This is a genomic window from Blastococcus goldschmidtiae, assembly GCF_031845325.1.
GTDB classification, from domain to species: domain Bacteria; phylum Actinomycetota; class Actinomycetes; order Mycobacteriales; family Geodermatophilaceae; genus Blastococcus; species Blastococcus goldschmidtiae.
The window spans coordinates 70,890-92,216 of the sequence record NZ_JAVREI010000016.1 but is presented as its reverse complement, the minus strand read 5'-3'; the positions used below and the strand labels follow the sequence as shown (position 1 = coordinate 92,216).

16 protein-coding genes are annotated in these 21,327 nt (G+C 73.1%); 10 read left to right on the top strand and 6 right to left on the bottom strand.

All coding sequences use genetic code 11. The features are described from left to right. Positions 1-29: 29 nt before the first annotated feature. Positions 30-992, bottom strand: a complete 963-nt coding sequence (locus tag RM425_RS18200) for an NAD(P)-dependent alcohol dehydrogenase (protein ID WP_311346634.1) — start codon at positions 990-992, stop codon at positions 30-32. A 92-nt stretch (positions 993-1,084) separates the two neighbouring features. On the opposite strand from RM425_RS18200, the gene RM425_RS18195 reads away from it, so the two are divergent. Then, on the top strand, positions 1,085-1,693 hold the full coding sequence (locus RM425_RS18195) for a DUF402 domain-containing protein (protein ID WP_311346633.1): 609 nt from the start codon (positions 1,085-1,087) through the stop codon (positions 1,691-1,693). 40 nt (positions 1,694-1,733) lie between these two features. Here the strand turns inward: RM425_RS18195 and RM425_RS18190 are convergent, their stop codons facing one another. The 3 genes from RM425_RS18190 to glgX form a co-directional block, all read right to left on the bottom strand. Then, positions 1,734-2,606, bottom strand: coding sequence for an MOSC domain-containing protein (locus tag RM425_RS18190; protein ID WP_311346632.1), 873 nt, complete (start codon positions 2,604-2,606; stop codon positions 1,734-1,736). Between the two features lie 102 nt (positions 2,607-2,708). Then, a complete protein-coding gene (gene treY / locus RM425_RS18185) occupies positions 2,709-5,057 on the bottom strand; it encodes a malto-oligosyltrehalose synthase (protein WP_311346631.1) in 2,349 nt (782 codons plus the stop codon). Beyond that, positions 5,054-7,165: a glycogen debranching protein GlgX gene (gene glgX, locus RM425_RS18180; protein ID WP_311346630.1), complete on the bottom strand. Its 2,112-nt coding sequence runs from the start codon at positions 7,163-7,165 to the stop codon at positions 5,054-5,056. The genes treY and glgX overlap by 4 nt, the downstream gene beginning before the upstream one ends. 409 nt (positions 7,166-7,574) lie before the next feature. Between glgX and uvrB the strand changes: the two genes are divergently transcribed. The 7 genes from uvrB (at position 7,575) to RM425_RS18145 (ending at position 18,046) form a co-directional block, all read left to right on the top strand. Next, positions 7,575-9,692, top strand: a complete 2,118-nt coding sequence (gene uvrB / locus RM425_RS18175; protein WP_311346629.1) for an excinuclease ABC subunit UvrB — start codon at positions 7,575-7,577, stop codon at positions 9,690-9,692. Positions 9,693-9,708: 16 nt separating this feature from the next. Next, on the top strand, positions 9,709-11,205 hold the full coding sequence (locus RM425_RS18170) for an alpha/beta hydrolase domain-containing protein (protein ID WP_311346628.1): 1,497 nt from the start codon (positions 9,709-9,711) through the stop codon (positions 11,203-11,205). A gap of 251 nt (positions 11,206-11,456) precedes the next feature. Next, complete coding sequence (locus tag RM425_RS18165) at positions 11,457-12,614, top strand: TerC family protein (RefSeq protein ID WP_311346627.1); 1,158 nt, start codon at positions 11,457-11,459, stop codon at positions 12,612-12,614. Between the two features lie 270 nt (positions 12,615-12,884). Then, complete coding sequence (locus RM425_RS18160) at positions 12,885-13,979, top strand: TerC family protein (protein ID WP_311346626.1); 1,095 nt, start codon at positions 12,885-12,887, stop codon at positions 13,977-13,979. Positions 13,980-14,024: 45 nt separating this feature from the next. Then, entirely contained in the window at positions 14,025-15,347 is a 1,323-nt protein-coding gene (locus RM425_RS18155; RefSeq protein ID WP_311346625.1) for an MFS transporter, read from the top strand. Positions 15,348-15,413: 66 nt separating this feature from the next. Beyond that, positions 15,414-17,429 (top strand): S9 family peptidase, encoded by a 2,016-nt coding sequence (locus tag RM425_RS18150; RefSeq protein WP_311346624.1) that lies wholly within the window; start codon positions 15,414-15,416, stop codon positions 17,427-17,429. 44 nt (positions 17,430-17,473) lie between these two features. Then, on the top strand, positions 17,474-18,046 hold the full coding sequence (locus tag RM425_RS18145) for a hypothetical protein (protein ID WP_311346623.1): 573 nt from the start codon (positions 17,474-17,476) through the stop codon (positions 18,044-18,046). Positions 18,047-18,056: 10 nt separating this feature from the next. On the opposite strand, the gene RM425_RS18140 is transcribed toward RM425_RS18145, so the two are convergent. Beyond that, positions 18,057-18,653, bottom strand: coding sequence for a sugar O-acetyltransferase (locus RM425_RS18140; protein WP_311346622.1), 597 nt, complete (start codon positions 18,651-18,653; stop codon positions 18,057-18,059). A 54-nt stretch (positions 18,654-18,707) separates the two neighbouring features. Between RM425_RS18140 and RM425_RS18135 the strand changes: the two genes are divergently transcribed. Beyond that, the gene (locus RM425_RS18135) at positions 18,708-18,998 is read left to right on the top strand and encodes a hypothetical protein (RefSeq protein ID WP_311346621.1); all 291 of its coding nucleotides are present in this window, start codon (positions 18,708-18,710) and stop codon (positions 18,996-18,998) included. Between the two features lie 16 nt (positions 18,999-19,014). Here the strand turns inward: RM425_RS18135 and RM425_RS18130 are convergent, their stop codons facing one another. Continuing rightward, a complete protein-coding gene (locus tag RM425_RS18130) occupies positions 19,015-19,668 on the bottom strand; it encodes an MBL fold metallo-hydrolase (protein ID WP_311346620.1) in 654 nt (217 codons plus the stop codon). A 49-nt stretch (positions 19,669-19,717) separates the two neighbouring features. Between RM425_RS18130 and RM425_RS18125 the strand changes: the two genes are divergently transcribed. After that, entirely contained in the window at positions 19,718-21,208 is a 1,491-nt protein-coding gene (locus tag RM425_RS18125; protein WP_311346619.1) for an amidase, read from the top strand. Positions 21,209-21,327: the final 119 nt, after the last annotated feature.

Here is a 21,327-nt window from a genome sequence, read left to right as displayed (position 1 = left end):
GCGGGTCAACCCCGCTCCCGACGGGTGGGTCAGGGCACGACGTCGACGACGACGTTGCCGATCTTCTGCCCCGATTCCACGTACCGGTACGCCTCGACGATCCGGTCCAGCGGGTAGTGCCGGTCGATCAGCGAGCGCAGCCGGCCGTCGGCCAGCAGGCCGGCGAGGCGCCTGATCATCGCCTGGTCGTGGAGCGGGAAGGGGAACCGGACCCGGCGGCCGGGGGACAGCGGTGACAGCACCGACAGCGGGATGTTCTGCCCCTTCGGCCCGAGCTCGGAGGAGGTGTAGATCCCGCGTCGGGTGAGCCGGGAGCGGTACCGGCCGAACGAGCTCTTCCCGACCGCGTCGAAGACGGCGTCGTAGCGCGTGCCGTCGTCCGGGACGGCGTCCGCCGCCGCCTCGACCACGCGGTCCGCGCCGAGCCCGGCCACCCGGTCGAGGGCGCCGCGGGTCGCGGCGGTGACCGTGACGCCGCCGGCCATCAGGAGTTGCACGGCTGCCGAGCCGATGCCGCCGCTCGCGCCCAGGACCAGCACGCGCTGACCCGGTCGTGTCCTGGCCACGCGGGCCATCGCCAGGGCGTAGTGGGCTCCCTCGGTCGCCGCGGCGGCCTCCGTGAAGCCGATCCCTGGCGGCACGACCGCCACCGATCCGCGCTCGGGCACGGTGATGTGCTCGGCGTGCGCGCCGAAGCGCCCCTCGACGTAGCCGAACACGCGGTCACCGGTGGCGAACTCCGTGACCTCGGCTCCGACCCGTTCCACCACCCCGGCGAACTCCGTTCCGAGGACCGCGGTGCGGGGGGCGGGGAACCCGGTACCGAAGCGGATCACGAACGGGGTGCCGCTCCGGTACGCGCAGTCCGTCCGGTTCACCGTCGTCGCGTGCACGCGGACGAGCAGCTCCGCGGGGCCGGGCTCCGGCGTCGGCACCTCGTCGACGTGGACGACGTCGGGAGGTCCGTACCGGGTGCGCACCGCTGCCTTCACCTGCGGAAACCTACTGCTGCCCGCGCTGCCGAGGGGACGACCGGTGCGCGAAAGGCGCGCTCGACGGCGGGAGCCGCGGCTAGCCTCCGTGCATGGCGGATGCGGCAGCGCCGGCGCCGCGGTGCTTCCGGGCCGGGAGCACCGTCCTGCGCCGAGAGGTGTTGCACGGGCTCCCGTGGATGGAGCACCCGGTCACCGTCGTGCGTGACGGCCAGGACTGCCTGGCCGTCCTGCTCGAGCCGGGCTCGCCCTTCACGTTCTTCCCCCACCCGTTCGGCACGCACCCGTGGCAGGCGAACCCGAACCGGGCCTGGACGGGCAGCTCGGTGCTGCAACTCCAGCGGGAGGGCGACGCACATGCGGCGTGGAAGTTCTTCGACCTGCACGGCGTCGTCACGCACTGGTACGTCAACTTCCAGGAGCCGGTCGTCCGGCACGTCGCGTCGGGCGGGAACGGCGCCTTCGAGACGGCCGACCTCGGCATCGACATCGTGTGCCCAACGGATGGCCGCTCCTGGGAGTGGAAGGACGTGGACGACCCCGATCGCATGCTGGCCACCGGCCGGATCTCCGCGGCCGAGCGCGACCGCATCCGGGCGGAGGCCGCCGCCGTCGCCCGGCGGCTGGACGCGGGCGTGCGCTGGTGGGCGCCGTGGGACGGCTGGCGCCCGGGGGACGCGCCCCCGCCGCTCGCCGCATAGGTCGGCTGCGCGCGACCGGATCGCCGATGTGGCCCCGGTGTCAGACGAAGGTGACCGGGTCCCCGGTGTGCACGATTCCCTCGCCGGTGATGTCGGCGTAGACCCCAGCGCAGGCCCACGTCCCGAGCCCCGGGATCTCGCGGCGGTGGTGCCGGGCGACGGTGCGCAGGGTGCCGCGGTCCTCGGGCAGGTCGCCCTGGGCGAGGGTCGTCATGACGCAGCGCATCGTGAGCATCCTGACGCCGGCGCGGGCGGAGTCACCGAGGCAGACGCCGCGACCGACCCAGTCGTCCTCGGCGAAGCCCGGCTCCGTGCCACCGACGAGGACGTTGGGGCGGTACCGCAGCGCGTCGAAGTCGCTGCCGTCGCCGAGCTCGGTCAGCTGGTCGAGCGTCGCGCGGGTCAGCAGGTGCAGCGCGGCGAGGTCGAAGAAGGTGCCGGGCGGGGCCATCTGCCCGAGGTCGATGGCGCTGACCGGCTCCTCGCCCTCGAACGAGTGCGTCGTCCCCTCGATGAACTCCGCCGGCGCCAGGCCCTCGATGGCCGGCCACTGCTCCTCGAACCGGCTGCCCGCCGGTACCTCGCTGGTCAGCCGCACGGGACGGCCGACCAGGTCGGAGAGCGCCGCGTCGGTGCCGGCGGCCTCGCTGCTGAGCTCCGTCCCGTCGGGCATGGTGATCAGCACGGGGGGCGGGGCCGCCCCGGGAACGGGCTCGCTGACGAAGCGGGCCGACAGGTCGAGCAGCGCGCCCCACTTCCGGGGGTGCTTGGCGCTGGCGACCGTGCCGTCGGCCCGGTCGACGAGCGCGTAGGCCCGGTCGCCCAGGAGGCCCCGGCCGGTCAGCGAGGCACGCTCCACCTGCTCGCCGAGCATGGACTTCACCGGGAATCGGTAGAGCGCGTCGATGTGCATGCCGCATCAGACCATGCCCCGTGCGCTCCGTGGCGAGATCCCGGTATCCCGGCAGCTCACCGGGGGTGAACGGCCGGGATCCCGGGATCTCGGCGAGGGAGGTCAGGCGCGGACGAGCAGGGCCACCGGCAGCCGGGCGAGGAGCGTGTCGGCGGCGATGCCGGCGACGTCGGACACGAAGCGCTCGCCGGTGAGCAGGTCGCGCCACGCCCCGTTGGGGAGCTGCAGCGCCGTGTCGCCCCACCCGGTCTCCGCCAGCCGGGCCGGCAGCCGGGTCGCGACCACGACGACGCCGTCGGAGTCTGCGCTGCCGCGGTCGTAGGCGATCACGGAGTCGGCGGCCGACCCGGTCACCTCCAGAGGGGCGTAGCCGCTGAACATCTCCGGGCTGTCCCGCCGTGCCCGCAGCACCCGCGAGGTCACCAGCAGCTTCGCCGCACCGGTCCCGTCGACCGCCGGCACCGTGCCGCGGTCGAGGTCGGCCAGCAGCCGGCGCCGCAGCGCATAGTCGACGGGACGGCGGTTGTCCGGGTCCACGAGGGAGAAGTCGTACAGCTCGGTGCCCTGGTAGACGTCCGGGACGCCGGGCATCGTCAGCTGCAGCAGCTTCTGCGTCAGCGAGTTCGACCGACCCAGCGGCGCGATCCGGGCGACGAAAGCCTCGATCTCCGCCGTCGTCGTGGGGTCGTCGAAGGCGGCGTCGACCAGCGCGTGCAGCTGCTCCTCGAACTCCTGCGACGGGTCGGTCCAGGTGGTGGAGGTGCCGGCCTCGCGCGCGGCCTTCTCGACGTAGGCGTGCGCCCGCTCCCGGGACAGCGGCCACGCGCCGATCAGGTTCTGCCACACCAGGTGGGCCAGCGACCGGTCGGCCAGCGGGTGGCGGGCCAGCCAGCCGCGGACGAGCTGCGACCACTCCGAGGGCAGCTCGGCGAGCACGGCCAGGCGGGCCCGCACGTCCTCGCTGCGCTTGGTGTCGTGCGTGGACAGGGTGGTCATCGCCTGCGGCTTGACCGTCAGCCGGTGGGCCTGGGCGGCGTGGAACCCGGCGACCGTGCCGCCGAAGTGCGCGGGGTCGCCGCCGACCTCGTTGAGCGCGACGAAGCGCGACCACCGGTAGTAGGCGCTGTCCTCGACGCCCTTGGCCATCACCGGGCCGCTGGTCTGCTCGAAGCGGGTCGCCGCTTCCGAGCCGGCCGAGGAGAGCACCGAGTGCAGGGCGTCGACCGCCCGCACGAGGTCCGGCCGTCGGGTCCGGACGGCGGTCACCGCGTCGTCCAGGTGGTTCCGGCCGTCGGGGAGGTAGCTGCGGTAGACGCCGAAGGTCGCCAGCAGCTCGGCCAGCGCCTCGGTCTGCTGCTCCGCGTCGATGCCGGGCAGCTCCCCGATGACGCGGACCAGCCGGGCCACCTCCGAGCCGAGCATGCCGTCGGTGACCTCGCGCTTGCACCGGTGCACGAGCTCCGCGTAGTCGACCGGGCGGCCGGTGAGCTCGGTGTCCAGCGCGGTCAGCGCCGGCTCCCCGGCCGGGTCGACGAGCACCCGGTCGACCTCGCTCAGCGCGTCGTAGCCCGTCGTCCCCGCCGTCGCCCAGCCCTCGGGCAGCTCCTCGCCGGGCTCCAGGATCTTCTCCACGACCGTCCAGCGGTTTCCGGACAGCCGGGCTAGTCGTTCGAGGTATGCCTTCGGGTCGGCGAGCCCGTCCGGGTGGTCGATCCGCAGCCCGTCGACCGCGCCGTCGCGGACAAGCTGCAGGACGAGGTCGTGGGTGGCGTCGAAGACCGCCGGGTCCTCCACCCGCAGGCCGGCCAGGGTGTTGATCGCGAAGAACCGCCGGTAGTTCAGGTCGGAGTCCGCGCGGCGCCAGTCGACGAGCTCGTAGTGCTGGCGGGCGTGCACCTCCTGCGGGGTGCCCCGCTCCGTGCCCGGGGCGATCGGGAAGTGGTTGTCGTAGTAGCGGAGCTCGCCGTCCACCACTTCCAGCTTCTCGACGTCGTCGCCGGATCCCAGGACCGGGATGCGGACCTTGCCGCCGCCGAACTCCCAGTCGATGTCGAACGCGGCCGCGTGGGGGCTCTGCTGCCCGTGCTGGAGCACATCCCACCACCAGGGCGCGGCCGAGGGGTCGTCGACGCCCATGTGGTTGGGCACGAGGTCGAGCACGAGCCCGAGGCCGTGCTCGTGGAGCGCGGCGACGAACCGGTCGAACCCGGCCCGTCCGCCGCGCGCCTCGTCGATGTGCGCGTGGTCGACGGTGTCGTAGCCGTGGGTGCTGCCCTCGGCCGACCGCAGCAGCGGCGAGCTGTACGCGTGCGTGACGCCGAGGTCGGCCAGGTAGCCCGCGACCTCCGCGGCGTCGTCCAGACCGAACGCGGCGTGCACCTGCAGCCGGTAGGTCGCGGCAGGGACGCCCCGGCGGCGCTCACCGCCCGAGCCCTGGTCCGGCGCCGTCACTCCGCGGGCCCGGTGAGGACGACGATCGAGCGGCCCTGGACCGTCACGGTCTCGCCCGGCTTGACCTCCACCGGCTCGACCTCGTGCATCTCCGCGGTGTCGAGGACCGTCGTCCACACGCGGGAGTAGTCGTCGCTGGGCAGCGTGTACTCGATCGCCTCGGAGGAGGCGTTGAACGCCAGGTAGAAGTGGTCGTCCTTGACGTACTCGCCGCGCTCGTCGGTCTCGCGGATGCCGACGCCGTTGAGGTAGACCGCCATCGACTTGGCGTAGGCGGCGTCCCAGTCCTCGTCGGCCATCTGCTCGCCGGCCGGGGTGAGCCAGGCGATGTCGGGCACCGGGTCGCCCAGCCCCCGGCGGACCGGCCGGCCGTGGAAGAACCGGCGCCGGCGGAACGTGGGGTGGTCGCAGCGCAGCTTGGTGACCTTCTTGGTGAACTCGAGCAGGCCCTCGTCGACGTTCTCCCAGTCGATCCAGGTGAGTTCGGAGTCCTGGCAGTAGCCGTTGTTGTTGCCGCCCTGGGAACGGCCGAGCTCGTCGCCGTGCAGGAGCATCGGCACGCCCTGGCTCAGCATCATCGTGGTGATGAAGTTGCGCCGCTGCTGGGCGCGCAGCTGCAGGATCTCCGGGTCGTCGGTCGGGCCCTCGACGCCGTGGTTCCAGCTGCGGTTGTGGCTCTCGCCGTCGTTGTTGCCCTCGCCGTTGGCCTCGTTGTGCTTCTCGTTGTAGGAGACGAGGTCGTTGAGCGTGAAGCCGTCGTGCGCGGTGACGAAGTTGATGCTGGCCATCGGTCGGCGGCCGGAGTGCTGGTACAGGTCCGACGAGCCGGAGATGCGGTCGGCGAACTCGCCCATCGTGCCGCCCTCGCCGCGCCAGAAGTCGCGGACGGTGTCGCGGTACTTCCCGTTCCACTCGGTCCACAGCGCCGGGAAGTTGCCGACCTGGTAGCCGCCCTCGCCGACGTCCCACGGCTCGGCGATCAGCTTCACCTGGCTGACGACCGGGTCCTGGTGGACGAGGTCGAAGAACGTCGCCAGCCGGTCGACGGCGTGCAGCTCGCGGGCGAGCGCGGAGGCGAGGTCGAAGCGGAAGCCGTCGACGTGCATCTCGGTGACCCAGTAGCGCAGCGAGTCCATGATCAGCTGCAGCGACTGCGGCGTCCGGACGTTCAGCGTGTTCCCGGTGCCGGTGTAGTCCATGTAGAACTGCTCGTCGCCCTCGACGAGCTTGTAGTACGTGCGGTTGTCGATGCCGCGGAAGGACAGCGTCGGGCCCATGTGGTTGCCCTCGGCGGTGTGGTTGTAGACGACGTCGAGGATCACCTCGATGCCGGCCTCGTGCAGCGCCCGCACCATCGCCTTGAACTCCTGGACCTGCTGTCCCGAGGTGGTGTCGCTGGCGTACTCGTTGTGCGGCGCGAAGAAGCCGATCGAGTTGTAGCCCCAGTAGTTGCGCAGGCCCTTCTGCTCGAGGGTGTCGTCCTGCACGAACTGGTGCACGGGCAGCAGCTCGATCGCCGTGATGCCCAGGTCGGTGAGGTGCTCGATCGTCGCCGGGTGCGCGACGCCGGCGTAGGTGCCCCGCAGCTCTTCGGGGATGCGCGGGTTGGTCATCGTCAGGCCCTTCACGTGGGCCTCGTAGATGACCGTCTTGTTGTAGGGGGTCCTCGGCGGGCGGTCCACGCCCCAGTCGAAGAAGGGGCTGACGACGACGGACTTCGGCATGTGGGCCGCGGAGTCGTCGTCGTTGCGCTCCTTGGTCTCGAAGTCGTAGCCGAACACCGACTGGTCCCAGTCGATCTGGCCGTCGATCGCCTTCGCGTACGGGTCGAGCAGCAGCTTGTTGGGGTTGCAGCGCAGCCCCTGGGCCGGGTCGTGCGGGCCGTGGACCCGGAACCCGTACTTCTGACCGGCGTGGACCCCGGGGAGGAACGCGTGCCAGACGTAGCCGTCCATCTCGGGGAGCCGGATCCGCTCCTCGTTGCCCTCGTCGTCGAAGAGGCAGAGCTCGACCTTCTCGGCCACCTCGCTGAAGATCGCGAAGTTGGTGCCGGTGCCGTCGTACGTGGCCCCGAGGGGATAGGCACTGCCGGGCCATACCTGGGTCATGGACTGGTTCCTCCTGCTGCTTGCCCCGCGCAGGGGGCTGGACCTCTCTCCATGGGGCGGGAGGAGGCCGGGACGGGGCGACCGTACGGCGATGCCCCCGGAAGTGCGCCCGCACACCTGGGAACGATGTGACCCTGGCGGCCCTCGGAAGGCACGACGGCGCCCCCGCGGCCGAGCCGCGGGGGCGCCGTGCGCGGAGCGGCGGACCGACCTCGCCCGGCAGATCCGGGTGGCGCTGGCCCGGGGGCGCCCCTGCGAGGCAGGACGCTAGGGCGACGTCGCTCGCTGCCGCAAGTACCTGTGACGGGACCGTTGCGTCCGGTTCGGACGGGGCTGCCGGTGGTCCGCGCACGACGTCGCGGCCGCGCGACCCGCCGTTCTGTCGTACCCCCGTCGTACCGTCGTCCCCGTGCGCACGACCACCGACCTCAGGCCCACGCAGGGCCGCTTCCGCGTCGTCAGCGAGTTCGAGCCCGCGGGCGACCAGCCGGCCGCCATCAAGGCCCTCGCCGAGCGGGTCAACTCCGGTGCGCAGGACACGGTTCTCCTCGGGGCCACCGGCACCGGCAAGTCGGCGACCACCGCCTGGCTGATCGAGCAGGTCCAGCGCCCGACGCTGGTGATGGCCCCGAACAAGACGCTCGCGGCCCAGCTGGCCAACGAGTTCAAGGAACTGCTGCCCGACGCCGCCGTCGAGTACTTCGTCTCCTACTACGACTACTACCAGCCCGAGGCCTACGTCCCCCAGACGGACACCTACATCGAGAAGGACTCCTCGATCAACGAGGAGGTCGAGCGGCTCCGGCACTCGGCGACCAACAGCCTGCTCACCCGGCGCGACGTCGTCGTGGTCTCGACCGTCTCCTGCATCTACGGCCTGGGCACGCCCCAGGAGTACGTCGAGCGCGCGCTGAAGATCAAGCTGGGGGAGGAGCGGGACCGCGACGAGCTGCTGCGCACCCTGGTCACCGAGCAGTACACCCGCAACGACCTCTCCTTCACCCGCGGCACGTTCCGGGTGCGGGGGGACACGATCGAGGTCTTCCCGGTGTACGAGGAGCTCGCCGTCCGCATCGAGATGTTCGGCGACGAGGTCGAGCGGCTCTACTACCTGCACCCGCTGACCGGCGAGGTCGTCCGCGAGGTCGAGGAGCTGTTCGTCTTCCCGGCCAGCCACTACGTCGCCGGGCCCGACCGCATGGAGCGGGCCATCCGCGGCATCGAGGCCGAGCTCGAGCAGCAGCTGGCCGTCATGGAGCGGCAGGGCAAGCTGCTCGAGGCCCAGCGGCTGCGCATGCGCACGACCTACGACATCGAGATGATGCGCCAGGTCGGCTTCTGCTCCGGCATCGAGAACTACTCGCGGCACATCGACGGCCGCGCTCCGGGCAGCGCCGGCGCCTGTCTGATCGACTACTTCCCGGACGACTTCCTGCTGGTGGTCGACGAGTCGCACGTGACCGTGCCGCAGATCGGCGGCATGTACGAGGGCGACATGAGCCGCAAGCGCACGCTGGTGGAGCACGGTTTCCGGCTGCCGTCGGCGATGGACAACCGCCCGCTCAAGTGGGAGGAGTTCACCGACCGGATCAAGCAGTCGGTCTACCTCTCGGCGACGCCCGGGGACTACGAGCTCGGCAAGGTCCAGGGCGACGTCGTCGAGCAGGTCATCCGCCCGACCGGCCTGATCGACCCCGAGGTCGTGGTCAAGCCGACCAAGGGCCAGATCGACGACCTGGTGCACGAGATCCGCCTCCGCACGGAGAAGGACGAGCGCATCCTGGTCACCACGCTGACCAAGAAGATGTCCGAGGACCTCACCGACTACCTGCTCGAGCTGGGCATCAAGGTGCGGTACCTGCACTCCGAGGTCGACACCCTGCGCCGGGTCGAGCTGTTGCGCGAGCTCCGGCAGGGCGAGTACGACGTGCTGGTCGGCATCAACCTGCTGCGCGAGGGCCTGGACCTGCCCGAGGTGTCGCTGGTGGCGATCCTCGACGCCGACAAGGAGGGCTTCCTGCGCTCGGGCAAGTCCCTCATCCAGACGATCGGCCGCGCGGCGCGCAACGTCTCCGGCCAGGTGCACATGTACGCCGACAAGATCACACCGTCCATGGCTCAGGCCATCGACGAGACCAACCGACGGCGCGAGAAGCAGATCGCCTACAACACCGCGCACGGCGTGGACCCCCAGCCGCTGCGCAAGAAGATCGTCGACATCCTCGACGGCATCTACAAGGCGGCCGAGGACGCCGAGGCGGCCACCGAGTTGCTGGGCGGGTCCGGGCGGCAGCAGTCGCGCGGGAAGTCCCCGGTGCCCGGCCTGTCCTCGAAGGCCAAGGCGAAGGCCGGGTCGATCGACGTGCAGGGTCTGCCCCGAGCGGAGCTGGCCGACATGATCCAGACCATGAACGACCAGATGCTCGCCGCCGCGCGGGAGCTGCAGTTCGAGGTCGCGGCGCGGCTGCGCGACGAGCTGACCGAGCTCAAGAAGGAACTCCGCCAGTTCGACGCCGCGCACGCCTGACCGGGAGCCCGTCCGCATGACTCTTACGCCCGGCCCCCGCCCGGCCGGAAGCGTCCCGGACGACGAACCGGCGGAGCGGCTCCGGTCAGCGGTCACCCGCGTCGAGGCCACGACGAGCACGGTGCAGCTGGGCGACCGGGCGTGGCAGCGCACCAGCGGCACGCTGCACGGCGTCGTCGACCCGCATGAGCCGGTCGCCGGCCTGGCCGCGCTCCCCACCGACGAGCACGGCCGGCACTCCTACCGCGTGGAGTTCGAGATCCTCGCGCCCGGCGGCGCCGGCGACCTGGTCCTCGTCGACATGGAGAACCGGGGGCGCCCGGCGACGCTGCTCGCCCTGGAGCAGCTGTCCCTCGTCACCGCCGACAGCACCCCGACGGGCGCGGTGTACCCGCCGGGTCGGGGCATCGGCTTCCTCGCCGAGCAGGACCTCGGCTACGCCCGCGTGCAGTGGGAGGCCGGCATCGCCGCCGGCGTGCCGGCCTCCGCCCAGGGACTGGGTGAGGTGGTGGTCCGCGACTTCGGCCGGCTCCTGACCGGCGCGGCGGAGGCGCCGGACACCGGCGGCACCGGGACGCTGCCGCGGTTCGGCGCCGCGATGCTCGCCGGGATCAGCCAGAGCGCCTGGTTCGTGACCACGTTCGTCGCCGAGGGCTTCAACGTGGACCCGCGGTCGGGGAGCCGGGTCTACGCCGCAGCCCTGGCCGTCTCCGGCACCGGCAACTGGCTGGCCATCAACGAGCTGGCGGGGGTGGAGCAGCAGCGGCCCTACCTCCTCGAGAACGGCGTGCCGCTGACCTACGAGCAGGTCCTCACCCGTGGGGACGCCGACCCGCTGTACGTCGACGTGGCCACCTACACCGACTACTACCGGCTGCGAGCGAGCGTCACCGCGGGCGCGGACCGGGCCGCCGGCGTCCACCGGTACGACTGGCCGGCTCCGCACGCCGGACCGGGCTATCCCGATGCGCTCGTGTTCGGCGCGCTCGGCTGCAACGGCGGCGTGGAGGTGCCGCGGAACCCGATCGCCTACGACCCCTATCTCCGGACGCTCGTCGCCCGCCTCGCCGACGTCCTCCGGAGCCCCGCGGCCACCGGAGCGCCGGGCCTACCCGCCTCCGCCGTGTTCGATCTGGTCGTCCCCGCGCCGACCGCCGACGTGAACGCCCTGCCCGGCGTGGAGCTGCTCGTCCCCGCGGTCGACGACGACACGGCGCAGCCGCTCGGTGGGGTGCGGTTCCCCGATGCCGTGGTCCCGCTGGGTCGGCCCGTACCCGTGGCGCTCGGGCCCGTGGGCACGTCCTCCATCACCGACGTGTGCGGCAACTGGGGCGGCTGGCAGCCGTTCACCGCCGACGAGCTGCACGAGCGGTACGGCGACGTCGACGGCTACCTGGCCCGCTTCGGCGCCGCGCTGGAGGAGCAGATCGCCGCCGGCTACCTGCGCGGCGCCGAGCGCGACCGGATGCTCGCGCGTGCCCGCACGGCCTTCAGCTCGGCGACCGGAGCCTGAGCGGCGTCCCGGCCGCCATCGGGGTGCGATGTGCGTCACAGGGACGCGGTTCCGGGAACCCGGCACCGGAGTGGCACGTTCTGCCCCGCGATGGATGCGCTCGCTGAGCGCATCCGTGGAGGGGAGTATCCCCGCACGGCGAGGTCGTCAGTACGGGGTTCCATGACCCCCGGCCCGCCGGCCGCCACCTCGGGTGGCGGTGGGAGAGACCTCCGGTACTGACGCATCGCCAGTCATCGGAGGAATATCTCTTGGACGTCCCCTTCTGGGTGTGGGCGCTCACCGTCGGCCTGATCGTGGGCATGCTCGCGTTCGACTTCTTCGGCCACGTGCGCACCCCGCATGCACCGACCCTCCGCGAATCAGCCATCTGGTCGGCGGTCTACGTCGCGCTCGCCGTCATCTTCGGCATCCTGGTCTGGATCTTCTCCGGCCCCACGTTCGGCGGTGAGTACTTCGCCGGCTACATCACCGAGAAGAGCCTGTCGGTCGACAACCTGTTCGTCTTCGTCATCATCATGGCGAGCTTCGGGGTGCCACGGGAGCTGCAGCAGAAGGTGCTGCTGTTCGGCATCGCCTTCGCGCTGGCGCTGCGCACCGTCTTCATCGTCGTGGGCGCCGCCGCGATCGCGAACTTCAGCTGGGTCTTCTACCTGTTCGGCGGCATCCTGATCTGGACCGCGTGGGTGCAGGCGCGCAGCGGCGGGCACTCCGACGACGAGGACTACCAGGAGAACGCCGTCCTGCGGTTCGCCCGCAAGCGGCTGCGCACGACCGACGAGTACCACTCCGACCGGCTGACGACGAAGCTGCAGGGCAAGCGCTACCTGACCCCGCTGGCGATCGCGCTCATCGCCATCGGCACCGCGGACATCATCTTCGCGGTCGACTCGATCCCGGCCATCTTCGGCCTCACCCAGGAGACCTACCTGGTCTTCGCCGCCAACGCCTTCTCCCTGCTGGGGCTGCGTCAGCTGTTCTTCCTCATCGACGGTCTGCTCGACCGGCTGGTGTACCTCGCCTACGGGCTCGCGGTCATCCTCGGCTTCATCGGGATCAAGCTGGTCATCCACGCCCTCCACACCAACGAGCTGCCGTTCCTCAACGGCGGTGAGCACATCACGCTGATCCCCGAGATCCCGACCTGGCTGTCGCTGAGCGTCATCCTGGTCACGCTCGTGGTGACGACGGTGCTGAGCCTGGCGAAGAGCCGGCGCGATCGGGCGGAGCACGCCCCGACGCATCCCGACGCCGCACCGCAGCCGCCGGTCGGGCTCGCTGCCGAGGAGCGGCCCGGGGGTGCCGACCCCCAGGTCCGCCTCGGCCGCCCGGACGGGGACCCGCTGGGCCGCGGGGTGGACGGGCACGGAGCGGACCGGACGGCCTCCCGCAGGGGGACCTCGTCCTGACCGCCTGACGCGGGTCGGGGCGGCGCGCCGTCGTCCCCGGCCCGGAGGTGGGTGCCGCGGCCCCGGGGTACGGTGAGCGCCACGTGCCCCGGGGCCCGCAGGCGGTGACGCCTGCGCGGTGACGGGGTCGCACGATGGAGGGGAGTATCCCCCCGCGGCAGCGTCGTCAACACGAGATCCCACGGTCTCCGGTGCTGCCGGTCGTCGGCGTCGAGCCGGCGGTGGGAGAGACCTCCGGTGCCGACGCCTGTCCCCGGAGGAACTCCCCGCATGGAACTGCCCGTCTGGTTCGAGGTCGCGACGTTCGTGGGGCTCACGGTCCTGCTGCTCGCGGATCTCGCCATCGTCGCCCGCCGCCCGCACGAGCCCTCCATCAAGGAGGCCGGCCTCTGGGTGAGCTTCTACATCTCGCTGGCGCTGCTCTTCGGCGTGCTCATGCTGGCGTTCACGAACACCACGTACGCCACGGAGTTCTACGCCGGTTGGCTGACCGAGTACTCGCTGTCGGTCGACAACCTCTTCGTCTTCGTGATCATCATGGCCCGCTTCCAGGTGCCGCGGAAGTTCCAGCAGGAAGCGCTGATGATCGGCATCATCATCGCCCTGGTCCTGCGCGGGATCTTCATCCTGCTGGGTGCCGTGGTCATCGAGCGGTTCGTGTGGGTCTTCTACATCTTCGGCGTCTTCCTGATCTACACGGCGTTCAACCTCGTCCGGCACCGCGACGACGACGAGGACTACGAGGAGAACGCCTTCATCCGGCGGATGCGCAAGATCCTCCCGATCACCCAGGACTACCACGGCGCCAAGATCCGGGTGACGGAGAACGGCAAGAAGATGTGGACGCCGATGATCGTGGTCATCCTGGCGCTCGGCACGACGGACCTGATCTTCGCGCTGGACAGCATCCCGGCGATCTTCGGTCTGACGCGGGAGCCGTTCATCGTCTTCACGGCCAACGTCTTCGCGCTCATGGGCCTGCGCCAGCTGTACTTCCTGCTCGGTGGCCTGCTGAAGCGGCTGGTCTACCTGTCGCTCGGCCTCGCGGTCATCCTGGCCTTCATCGGCGTGAAGCTGATCATGGAAGCGATCCACGAGAACCAGCTGCCCTTCGCCGGCGAGCGCGAGCCGATCGAGAGCATCCCCGAGATCCCCATCTGGCTCTCGCTGTCGATCATCCTCGGCGTGCTGATCATCGCGACGGTGGCCAGCCTGCTGAAGACCCGCGGTCAGATCGCCACCCCCGGGCCCCCGGACATCGACCAGGAGACGGCGCAGTCCGTGGCCACCGGTGGACCCGAGGCGGCCGCCAAGGCGGAGGCCCGCATCGCCGACGAGCCGGACGAGGACCGCACCCGCAGGTGAGCTCCGGCGGAACAGGCGCCCGGGCCGGCGCGTTGATCCGTCCTCGTGGGTGACCGGACGGACGCGGGCCGGGTCGCCGCCCTCGTGGGGCTGCTCTTCGGCCTGGCGGGGATGGGCAGCGCGGCCGTCGCTGTCACACTCCCGGCGATCGCGGCCGACCTCGACCTCACCACCGGCGGCGTCTCCTGGGTCATCAGCCTCTACGCGCTGATGCTGGCGGTGGCCACCGCCGTCTACGGCCGTGCCGCCGACCTGGCGGGCATCCGCCTGCCCCTCCTCATCGGCGTGGGCCTCATGGCCGGCAGCGCGGTCCTCGGCTGCCTGGCGCCGAGCATCGAGGTGCTCCTCGCCGCCCGGGTACTGCAGGGCATGGGCGCGGCCGCGGTGCCCGTGCTCGGCATGGCCATCGTCAGCGCGCGCTACGACGGCGCCGTCCGGACCACCGCCCTCGGGCAGGTCGCCGGCACGGCGGCCGCCGTGAGCGCGCTCGGGCCGCTGGCGGGCGGCCTGGTCGCCGACCTGGTCGGCTGGCGGGCGGTCGTGGCGCTCCCCGCGCTCGGGCTCCTGGTCGTCCCCGCGCTGTGGCGGGCCCTGCCGACCCAGGGCACCGGCGCTCGGCTCGACATCCTGGGCGCCGTCCTCGTGGCCGGAACGGCGGCGGGGCTGGTGCTGCTCGTCCAGTCGCCGGCCTCGGGCGTCGTCGTGGCGACGGCAGGTGCCCTGCTGCTGGTCCTCGGCGTCCCCGCGGTCGCGGCCTGGGTGCGCCGCCGGCCGGAGGGCTTCCTGCCGCGCCGCGTCGTCCGCGAGCCCGTCGTCGTCCGCAGCGCGCTGGCCGCCTCGGCGGTGCCGGCGGCCTGGTTCGCGCTGTTGATCGCCGTCCCCGCCGTCCTCGCGCTGCGCGGGTGGACGCCGCTCGAGGTGGGCCTGGCGCTGGTGCCCAGCGCCGTCACCGGCTTCCTCGCGCCGCGACTGGCCGGGCCGCTGCTCGCGCGCCTCGGGCCGGCCCGGTCGCTCGTCGTCTCCGACGTCACCGCCGCAGTGGCCCTCGCCGTCGCCGCGCTGGGGGCCGCGCGCGGCTCGGCGGCGATCCTGGTGACGGCGGTCGTGCTCGTGACGCTGGCCTTCGGCCTCGGGCAACCGGCCCTCATGGCCGCCGTGGGCGACGCCGTCCCGGCCGACGTCCGGGGCGTGGCGCTCGGCATTGCCACGCTCGTGTTCCTCGTCGGCGGCGGTGTGGGCTCCGCCGTCGTCGGGGGAGTGGGCGAGGTCCTGGGCGTGGACCGCAGCCTGTTGCTGCTCGCGGCGCTGCCGCTGCTCGGCAGCCTGGCGCTGGTGAGCACGATCCGCTCGGCGCGGATCCCGTCCTGAGGCGCCCGGCGTCCGCGGGGAGGGTACGGCGGAGCGCGCGGCCGGCACGGACTAGCGTCGAGGGTCATGCGCCCTGACGACCTCGCGCTGCTGCGCACCCCGGGCGTGCCCACCGTCTCGCCGGACGGCCGGATGGCGGTCGTCGCGGTGGAGCGGCTCGACCTCGAGGCCGACGAGTACCGCGGCCAGCTCTGGGCGGTCCCCACCGACGGCTCGGCACCGGCCCGGCCGATCAGCGCCGGTCACCGGGACAGCGCCCCGGCGTTCTCCCCGGACGGCCGGTGGCTGGCCTACCTGGGCGCGGAGCGGGGCGGCAAGCCGCAGATCTGGCTGCTGGCCACCGCCGGGGGCGAGCCGCGCAGGCTGACCGATCACCCGCTGGGAACGTGGGTGCCGGTCTGGTCGCCCGACTCCCGGCGGCTGGCCTACGTCGCCCGCGTCCCCGAACCCGGCCGGTACGGCACGGTCGAGGGGACCGGGCCCGAGGCCGAGCCACCGCGGCTGATCACGACGCTGCGGTACCGGGAGGACGGCGTCGGGTTCGTGGCCGACCGCCGGCGCCAGGTCTTCGTCCTCGACCTGCCGCCGGCGCTGCACGACGGCGCGGCCCCGCTGCCCGAACCGGTGCAGCTCACCTCGGGGGACGCCGACTGCGCGGACGCCACCTGGCGGGCCGACGGCGGCGCGCTCGCGTTCGTCTCCGCCCGGCACCCGCGCGCCGACCGCGACCTGGTGCGCGACGTGTACGAGATCGGCGTCGACGGCAGCGGCCTGCGCCGGGTGACCGCCACGCGCGGCGACTGCGCCGCTCCGGTGTACTGCCCCGACGGCACGCTGGTCGTGACCGCCGTCCCCGATCTGGGCCCCGAGGGCGTCGACTTCGTCGCCCGGCAGGCGGTGCCGTGCCGCGTCGACCCGGACGGCGCGCTGCAGCCGCTGCTGGACCCCGAGCACGATCACCGGGGCGACGAGACCCCCGGGACCGTGCTGGCCGGCGACGCCGTGCTCGTGGGGATCCAACGGCGGGGAGCGGTCGAGCTGCTGCGCGTCCCGCTGGACGGCGCGGCGCCGGAGGTGCTGGTCGACGGCCGGTTCACCGTGCGCGGCATCGCGGCCGGGGGAGGCGTCGTCGTCGCCACCGTGGCGCACGACCGCTCGGCCGGCGAGCTGATCGCGCTCGCCGGGGGCGGACGCCGGCTGCTCACCGCGTTCGGCCGTCCGCTGGGCGCCACGGGCCGGGTGCACCGGATGCGCGAGCGCACCGCCACCGCGCCCGACGGCTATCCGGTGCACGGCTGGGTGACCGCACCGGCCGGGCCGGGGCCGCACCCCGTGCTGCTGCTGATCCACGGCGGCCCGTTCGCCCAGTACGGCTGGACGCTGTTCGACGAGACCCAGGTGCTCGTCTCGGCCGGGTACGCGGTGGTGCAGTGCAATCCCCGCGGGTCCTCCGGCTACGGCGCGGCGCACGGGCGCGCCATCCGCGGCGCGCTCGGCACGGTGGACGCCGACGACGTGCTCGCGTTCCTCGACGCGGCGCTCCCCGATCCGGTGCTGGACGCCGAGCGGGTCGGGATCCTGGGCGGCTCCTACGGCGGCTACCTGACCACCCTGCTGATCGGTCGCACGAGCCGGTTCGCCGCGGCGATCAGCGAGCGGGCGTTCCTCGACCCGGTCAGCTTCGTCGGCTCGTCGGACATCGGCTGGGTCTTCCCCGACCAGTACGTGGGCATCGACCCCACCCGGATCGCCGCGCAGAGCGCGCTCGCCGGGGCCGGCGCCATCACGACCCCGACGCTGGTGGTCCACTCCGAGGAGGACTGGCGTTGCCCGGTGGAGCAGGGGGCCCGTCTCTACGTGGAGCTCAAGCGGCGCGGCGTCCCCTCGGAGCTGCTGCTGTTCCCGGGCGAGGGGCACGAGCTGTCCCGGTCGGGCCGGCCGCGGCACCGGCTGGCGCGCTTCGAGCACGTGCTGCGGTGGTGGGCGCGCTGGCTCCCGACGCCGTCGAACCCGGGGCCGGCCGAGGCCGAGGCGGTGGAGTCCGAGCACCCGATCGGGCGGACCGCTCGCGTCGCTCAGTGACGTCGGCCAGGATGCCCGTCGGGGGAAGGAAGGAGGCCGCGCCCGTGGCCCGGGATCCCGACAGCGGACGAGGCGACGCCTTCCGGAACTGGTTCCAGGGGTTGCCGCGGACGACGAGGCGAGTCGTCGGCGCCGTCGCCCTGATCGGCGGGCTGGGGCTCTGGTACGCCTTCCTGTTCGCCGTGGACTCGTGGTCGGGCGAGAGCCCGGGTTGGGCGGACCCGCTCGACGGCATGGTGGGTGGCATCGTCGGTGTGGGCGGGTTCCTCTGGCTGCAGAGTCGGCGGCTGGGCGGCCTCGGGAAGGCCCGGAAGTTCGAACGGGCGCGTCGTCGTGGCCGTCTCCCCGACGACGCCGACCCCGCCGAGTGGGGACCGCTGCTGGACCAGGCGCACCGGTTCCAGCGCGGAGCCCGGTCCTTCGCCGTCGCGTTCACGATGGTGACGGCCGTGGCGGTGGTGGCCGTGTCGGCGTGGGCGGGATACGACTGGGTCGTCGTCGTGGTCATCGCGCTGATCGGTGTGGCGCTCGTCGCCGTCCTGGACCTCGCGAGCAGGCGGCAGACGCTGCGCATCCGCCGGCTCCAGGAGCAGGTGCAGGACCTTCAGGGCCGTTGACGCCGGGCGCCTACTGCGCGGGGTCGTCGAGGTGGCGCACGACGCGGGCCGGGTTGCCGACGGCGACGACGTCCGCCGGCAGGTCCCGGGTGACGACGGCGCCGGCGCCCACCACGGTGTTCGCGCCGATGGTGACGCCGGGCAGCACGATCGCGCCGCCGCCGAGCCACACGTTGTCGCCGATGGTGATCGGCTGCGCGGCCTCCCACTTCTGCCGGCGCGGCTCGGCCTCGACGGGGTGGGTGGGGGTGAGCAGCTGCACGTTGGGCCCGAACTGGACGTCGTCGCCGATGGTGATCCGGGCGACGTCCAGGGCCACGAGCCCGAAGTTGGCGAAGCATCGCGCGCCGATGGTGATGTTGGTGCCGTAGTCGACGTACAGCGGGGGGCGGAACTCGGTGCCCTCGCCGACCGAGCCCAGCAGCTGCCCGACCAGCTCGCGGCGCAGCGACGCCTGGCGGACCGACGTCGCGTTGTAGGCCGCCATCAGGTCCAGCGCCTTGGCGCTCGCCTCGCCGATCTCCGGGTCGTCGGCGATGTAGAGGTCGCCGGCCTCCATCCGCTCGCGCATCGAACGGTTGTCCTGCGCGTCAGCTCCGCCGCTCATGCGGATCAGGCTAGGCGGCGGCCCACGACGGTCGCGGCCCCTCTACGGTGAGGCATGGCGCTCATCTATCCGGTCCTGGCGGATGCTCCCGATTCCGACGAGGAGGCGCTGCCCGACTTCGCCGAGCTCGCCGCTGACCTCTCCGACCAGTGGCTGGTCGAGGTGACCGTCGGCGAGGAAGGCGACGAGGGCTGCTTCGGCCCGCTCACGGCCCGGGCCGCCTGGGACCTCGCGGTGGGCGTGGACCAGCGCCGCCCCGGCTGGAACGTGTCGATCCTGCCGCTGTACCTGCCGGGTACGCCCGACGAGCTGGCCGCCGCCTTCGACGACGACGACGACGCCTGACTGCCGGGGCGACGGCTCACCAGCCGCGGGCGCGCCACTCCGGGAGGGACGGCCGCTCGGCGCCCAGCGTCGTGTCCCCGCCGTGGCCGGGGTAGACCCACGTCTCGTCGGGCAGCGTGCCGAAGAGCCGCTGCTCGACGTCGTCGATCAGGCTGGTGAACCGGGCCGCGTCCTTCTGGGTGTTGCCGACACCGCCGGGGAAGAGGCTGTCGCCGGTGAAGACGTGCGTGCCTCCGCCGCGCCAGACCAGCGCGATGCTGCCGGGCGTGTGCCCGCGCAGGTGCACGACCTCGAGCACCTGGTCGCCGACGGGGACCGTGTCGCCGTGCTCCACCGGCCGCTCCACCGGCACGGGCAGGTCGGCCGCGTCGGCCGGGTGCGCGACGGTCACCGCTCCGGTGGCTGCGACGACCTCGGGCAGCGCGCGGTGGTGGTCCCAGTGCCCGTGCGTGGTGACGACGGTGCGCAGCGGGGCGTCGCCGACCAGCGCCAGCAGCGCCTCGGGCTCGGCAGCGGCATCGATCAGCAACGCCTCGCCGGTCGCCGTGCAGGTGAGCAGGTAGGCGTTGTTCGCCATCTCGCTGACCGCCAGCTTGCGGATCGTCAGCCCGGGCAGCTCCCGGACGTCGGGCGCTCCACCGACCTCGACGTCCCCGGTGTACGAGCTCATCTCCGGCCTCCGTTCGAAAAGTGTCGGCGTGCGCCGCTACGGTCCTGACATGGACGCTAGCGGAGGTCCCGGGCTGCCCCCGATCGTTCTGCGGGCCGGTGACGGGTCGACGGGACGGCCGGTGCCATGGGCCGGCGAGCCCGACGGGCCGAGCGACCCCTCGCTGGTCGGCCTGCCGGCCGCGGAGATCGCCGCCCGGGTGCGCACGGGGGAGATCACCGCCGTCGACGTGGTCCGCGCGCACCTCGACCACATCGAGGCCGTCGACGCCCGGGTCGGGGCCTTCCGGGTCGTCCGGCGGGAGGCCGCGCTCGCCGAAGCCGCCGCCGTCGACGCCAGCCTGACCCGCTTCGCGCTCCCGCTGGCCGGGGTGCCGGTCGCGATCAAGGACAACGTCGCCGTCGCGGGCGAGACGTGCACCGACGGGTCGCCGGCCCGCCGCAACAGGCCCGAGCGCAGGGACCACGAGGTGGTGACGCGGCTGCGCAAGGCCGGCGCGGTCGTCGTCGGCATCACCCGCGCGCCGGAGCTCTGCCTCTACGCCGCCACCGACGGCCCGGACGCCGTGAGCCGGAACCCCTGGGACACCGCGCTCTCGCCGGCGGGGAGTTCCGGTGGCAGCGCCGCGGCCGTCTCCGCGGGCATGGTCCCGATCGCCCACGGCAACGACGGCATGGGGTCGCTGCGCCTGCCGGCCGCGGCGTGCGGCCTGGTCACGCTGAAGCCCGGCCGTGGCGTGGTCCCCGGCGGCATCGGTGCCGACGACTGGTCGGGCATGGCGGTCAACGGCGCGCTGGCCACCACCGTGGCCGACCTGGCGCTCGCGCACGCCGTCCTGGCGGGGGAGACGCCGGCAGTCCCCGAGGCGCCGGAGCGGCCGTTGCGCATCGCGGTGAGCACCCGCTCGCCGGTGCCCGGTGTGGGCGCGGACGCCGCCACCCGGGCGGCGGTCGACGCCGTGGTGGCCGAGCTCGAGGCCGCCGGCCACACGGTGCTGCGGCGGAACCCTCCGATCACCCCGGGCGCCGCCGCCGGCGCGCTGGTCCGCTGGATGGCCGGCGCCGAGGACGACGCCGCGTTCCTGGGCATCGACCGCTCCGAGCTGCAGCCGCGCAGCCGGACCCACGCCCGGCTGGGCCGGCTGGTCCGCCGTCTCGGCCTGCTGCGGCCGCGCACCCAGGAACGGTTCCGCGCGCGGATGGTGGAGTTCTTCGACGACGTCGACCTGCTGCTCACCCCGGTCACCACCGGGCCGCCGCTGCCCGCGCGCCTCTGGCACGAGCGCTCCTTCCTGGCCAACATCGCGGCCAACGCCCGCTGGGCGCCCTGGACGGCGGCGTGGAACCTCGCCGGTCTCCCTGCCGCCGTGCTGCCGGGTGCCGGTCGCCCCGCCGGACCGCCCGCCGCCGTCCAGTTCGTCGGCCCCCCGGGTGCTGAGGGGCGACTACTCTGGCTGGCCGGAGAGCTGGAGCGCCGGCTCCCGTGGCGCCGGTACGCGCCCGTCTTCGACCCCACCGCGCCGGCGACCACCGGCACCTGAGAGCGACGTCCCGCACGGCGGACGGGCGCAGCTCACACTGCGCGGCGGACGACCACGGCCGGTGCGGGCGTTGCACCCAGCAGTTCCGGCGGCGCCCCCGGCACGGCCGCGGCAGCACC

Coding starts and splice junctions, on each gene's coding strand:
- RM425_RS18195 (WP_311346633.1), top strand. CDS start 1,085: ATGGCGGATGCGGCAGCGCCGGCGCCGCGGTGCTTCCGGGCCGGGAGC.
- RM425_RS18190 (WP_311346632.1), bottom strand. CDS start 2,606: ATGCACATCGACGCGCTCTACCGATTCCCGGTGAAGTCCATGCTCGGC.
- glgX (WP_311346630.1), bottom strand. CDS start 7,165: ATGACCCAGGTATGGCCCGGCAGTGCCTATCCCCTCGGGGCCACGTAC.
- RM425_RS18170 (WP_311346628.1), top strand. CDS start 9,709: ATGACTCTTACGCCCGGCCCCCGCCCGGCCGGAAGCGTCCCGGACGAC.
- RM425_RS18160 (WP_311346626.1), top strand. CDS start 12,885: ATGGAACTGCCCGTCTGGTTCGAGGTCGCGACGTTCGTGGGGCTCACG.
- RM425_RS18150 (WP_311346624.1), top strand. CDS start 15,414: ATGCGCCCTGACGACCTCGCGCTGCTGCGCACCCCGGGCGTGCCCACC.
- RM425_RS18140 (WP_311346622.1), bottom strand. CDS start 18,653: ATGAGCGGCGGAGCTGACGCGCAGGACAACCGTTCGATGCGCGAGCGG.
- RM425_RS18135 (WP_311346621.1), top strand. CDS start 18,708: ATGGCGCTCATCTATCCGGTCCTGGCGGATGCTCCCGATTCCGACGAG.
- RM425_RS18130 (WP_311346620.1), bottom strand. CDS start 19,668: ATGAGCTCGTACACCGGGGACGTCGAGGTCGGTGGAGCGCCCGACGTC.
- RM425_RS18125 (WP_311346619.1), top strand. CDS start 19,718: ATGGACGCTAGCGGAGGTCCCGGGCTGCCCCCGATCGTTCTGCGGGCC.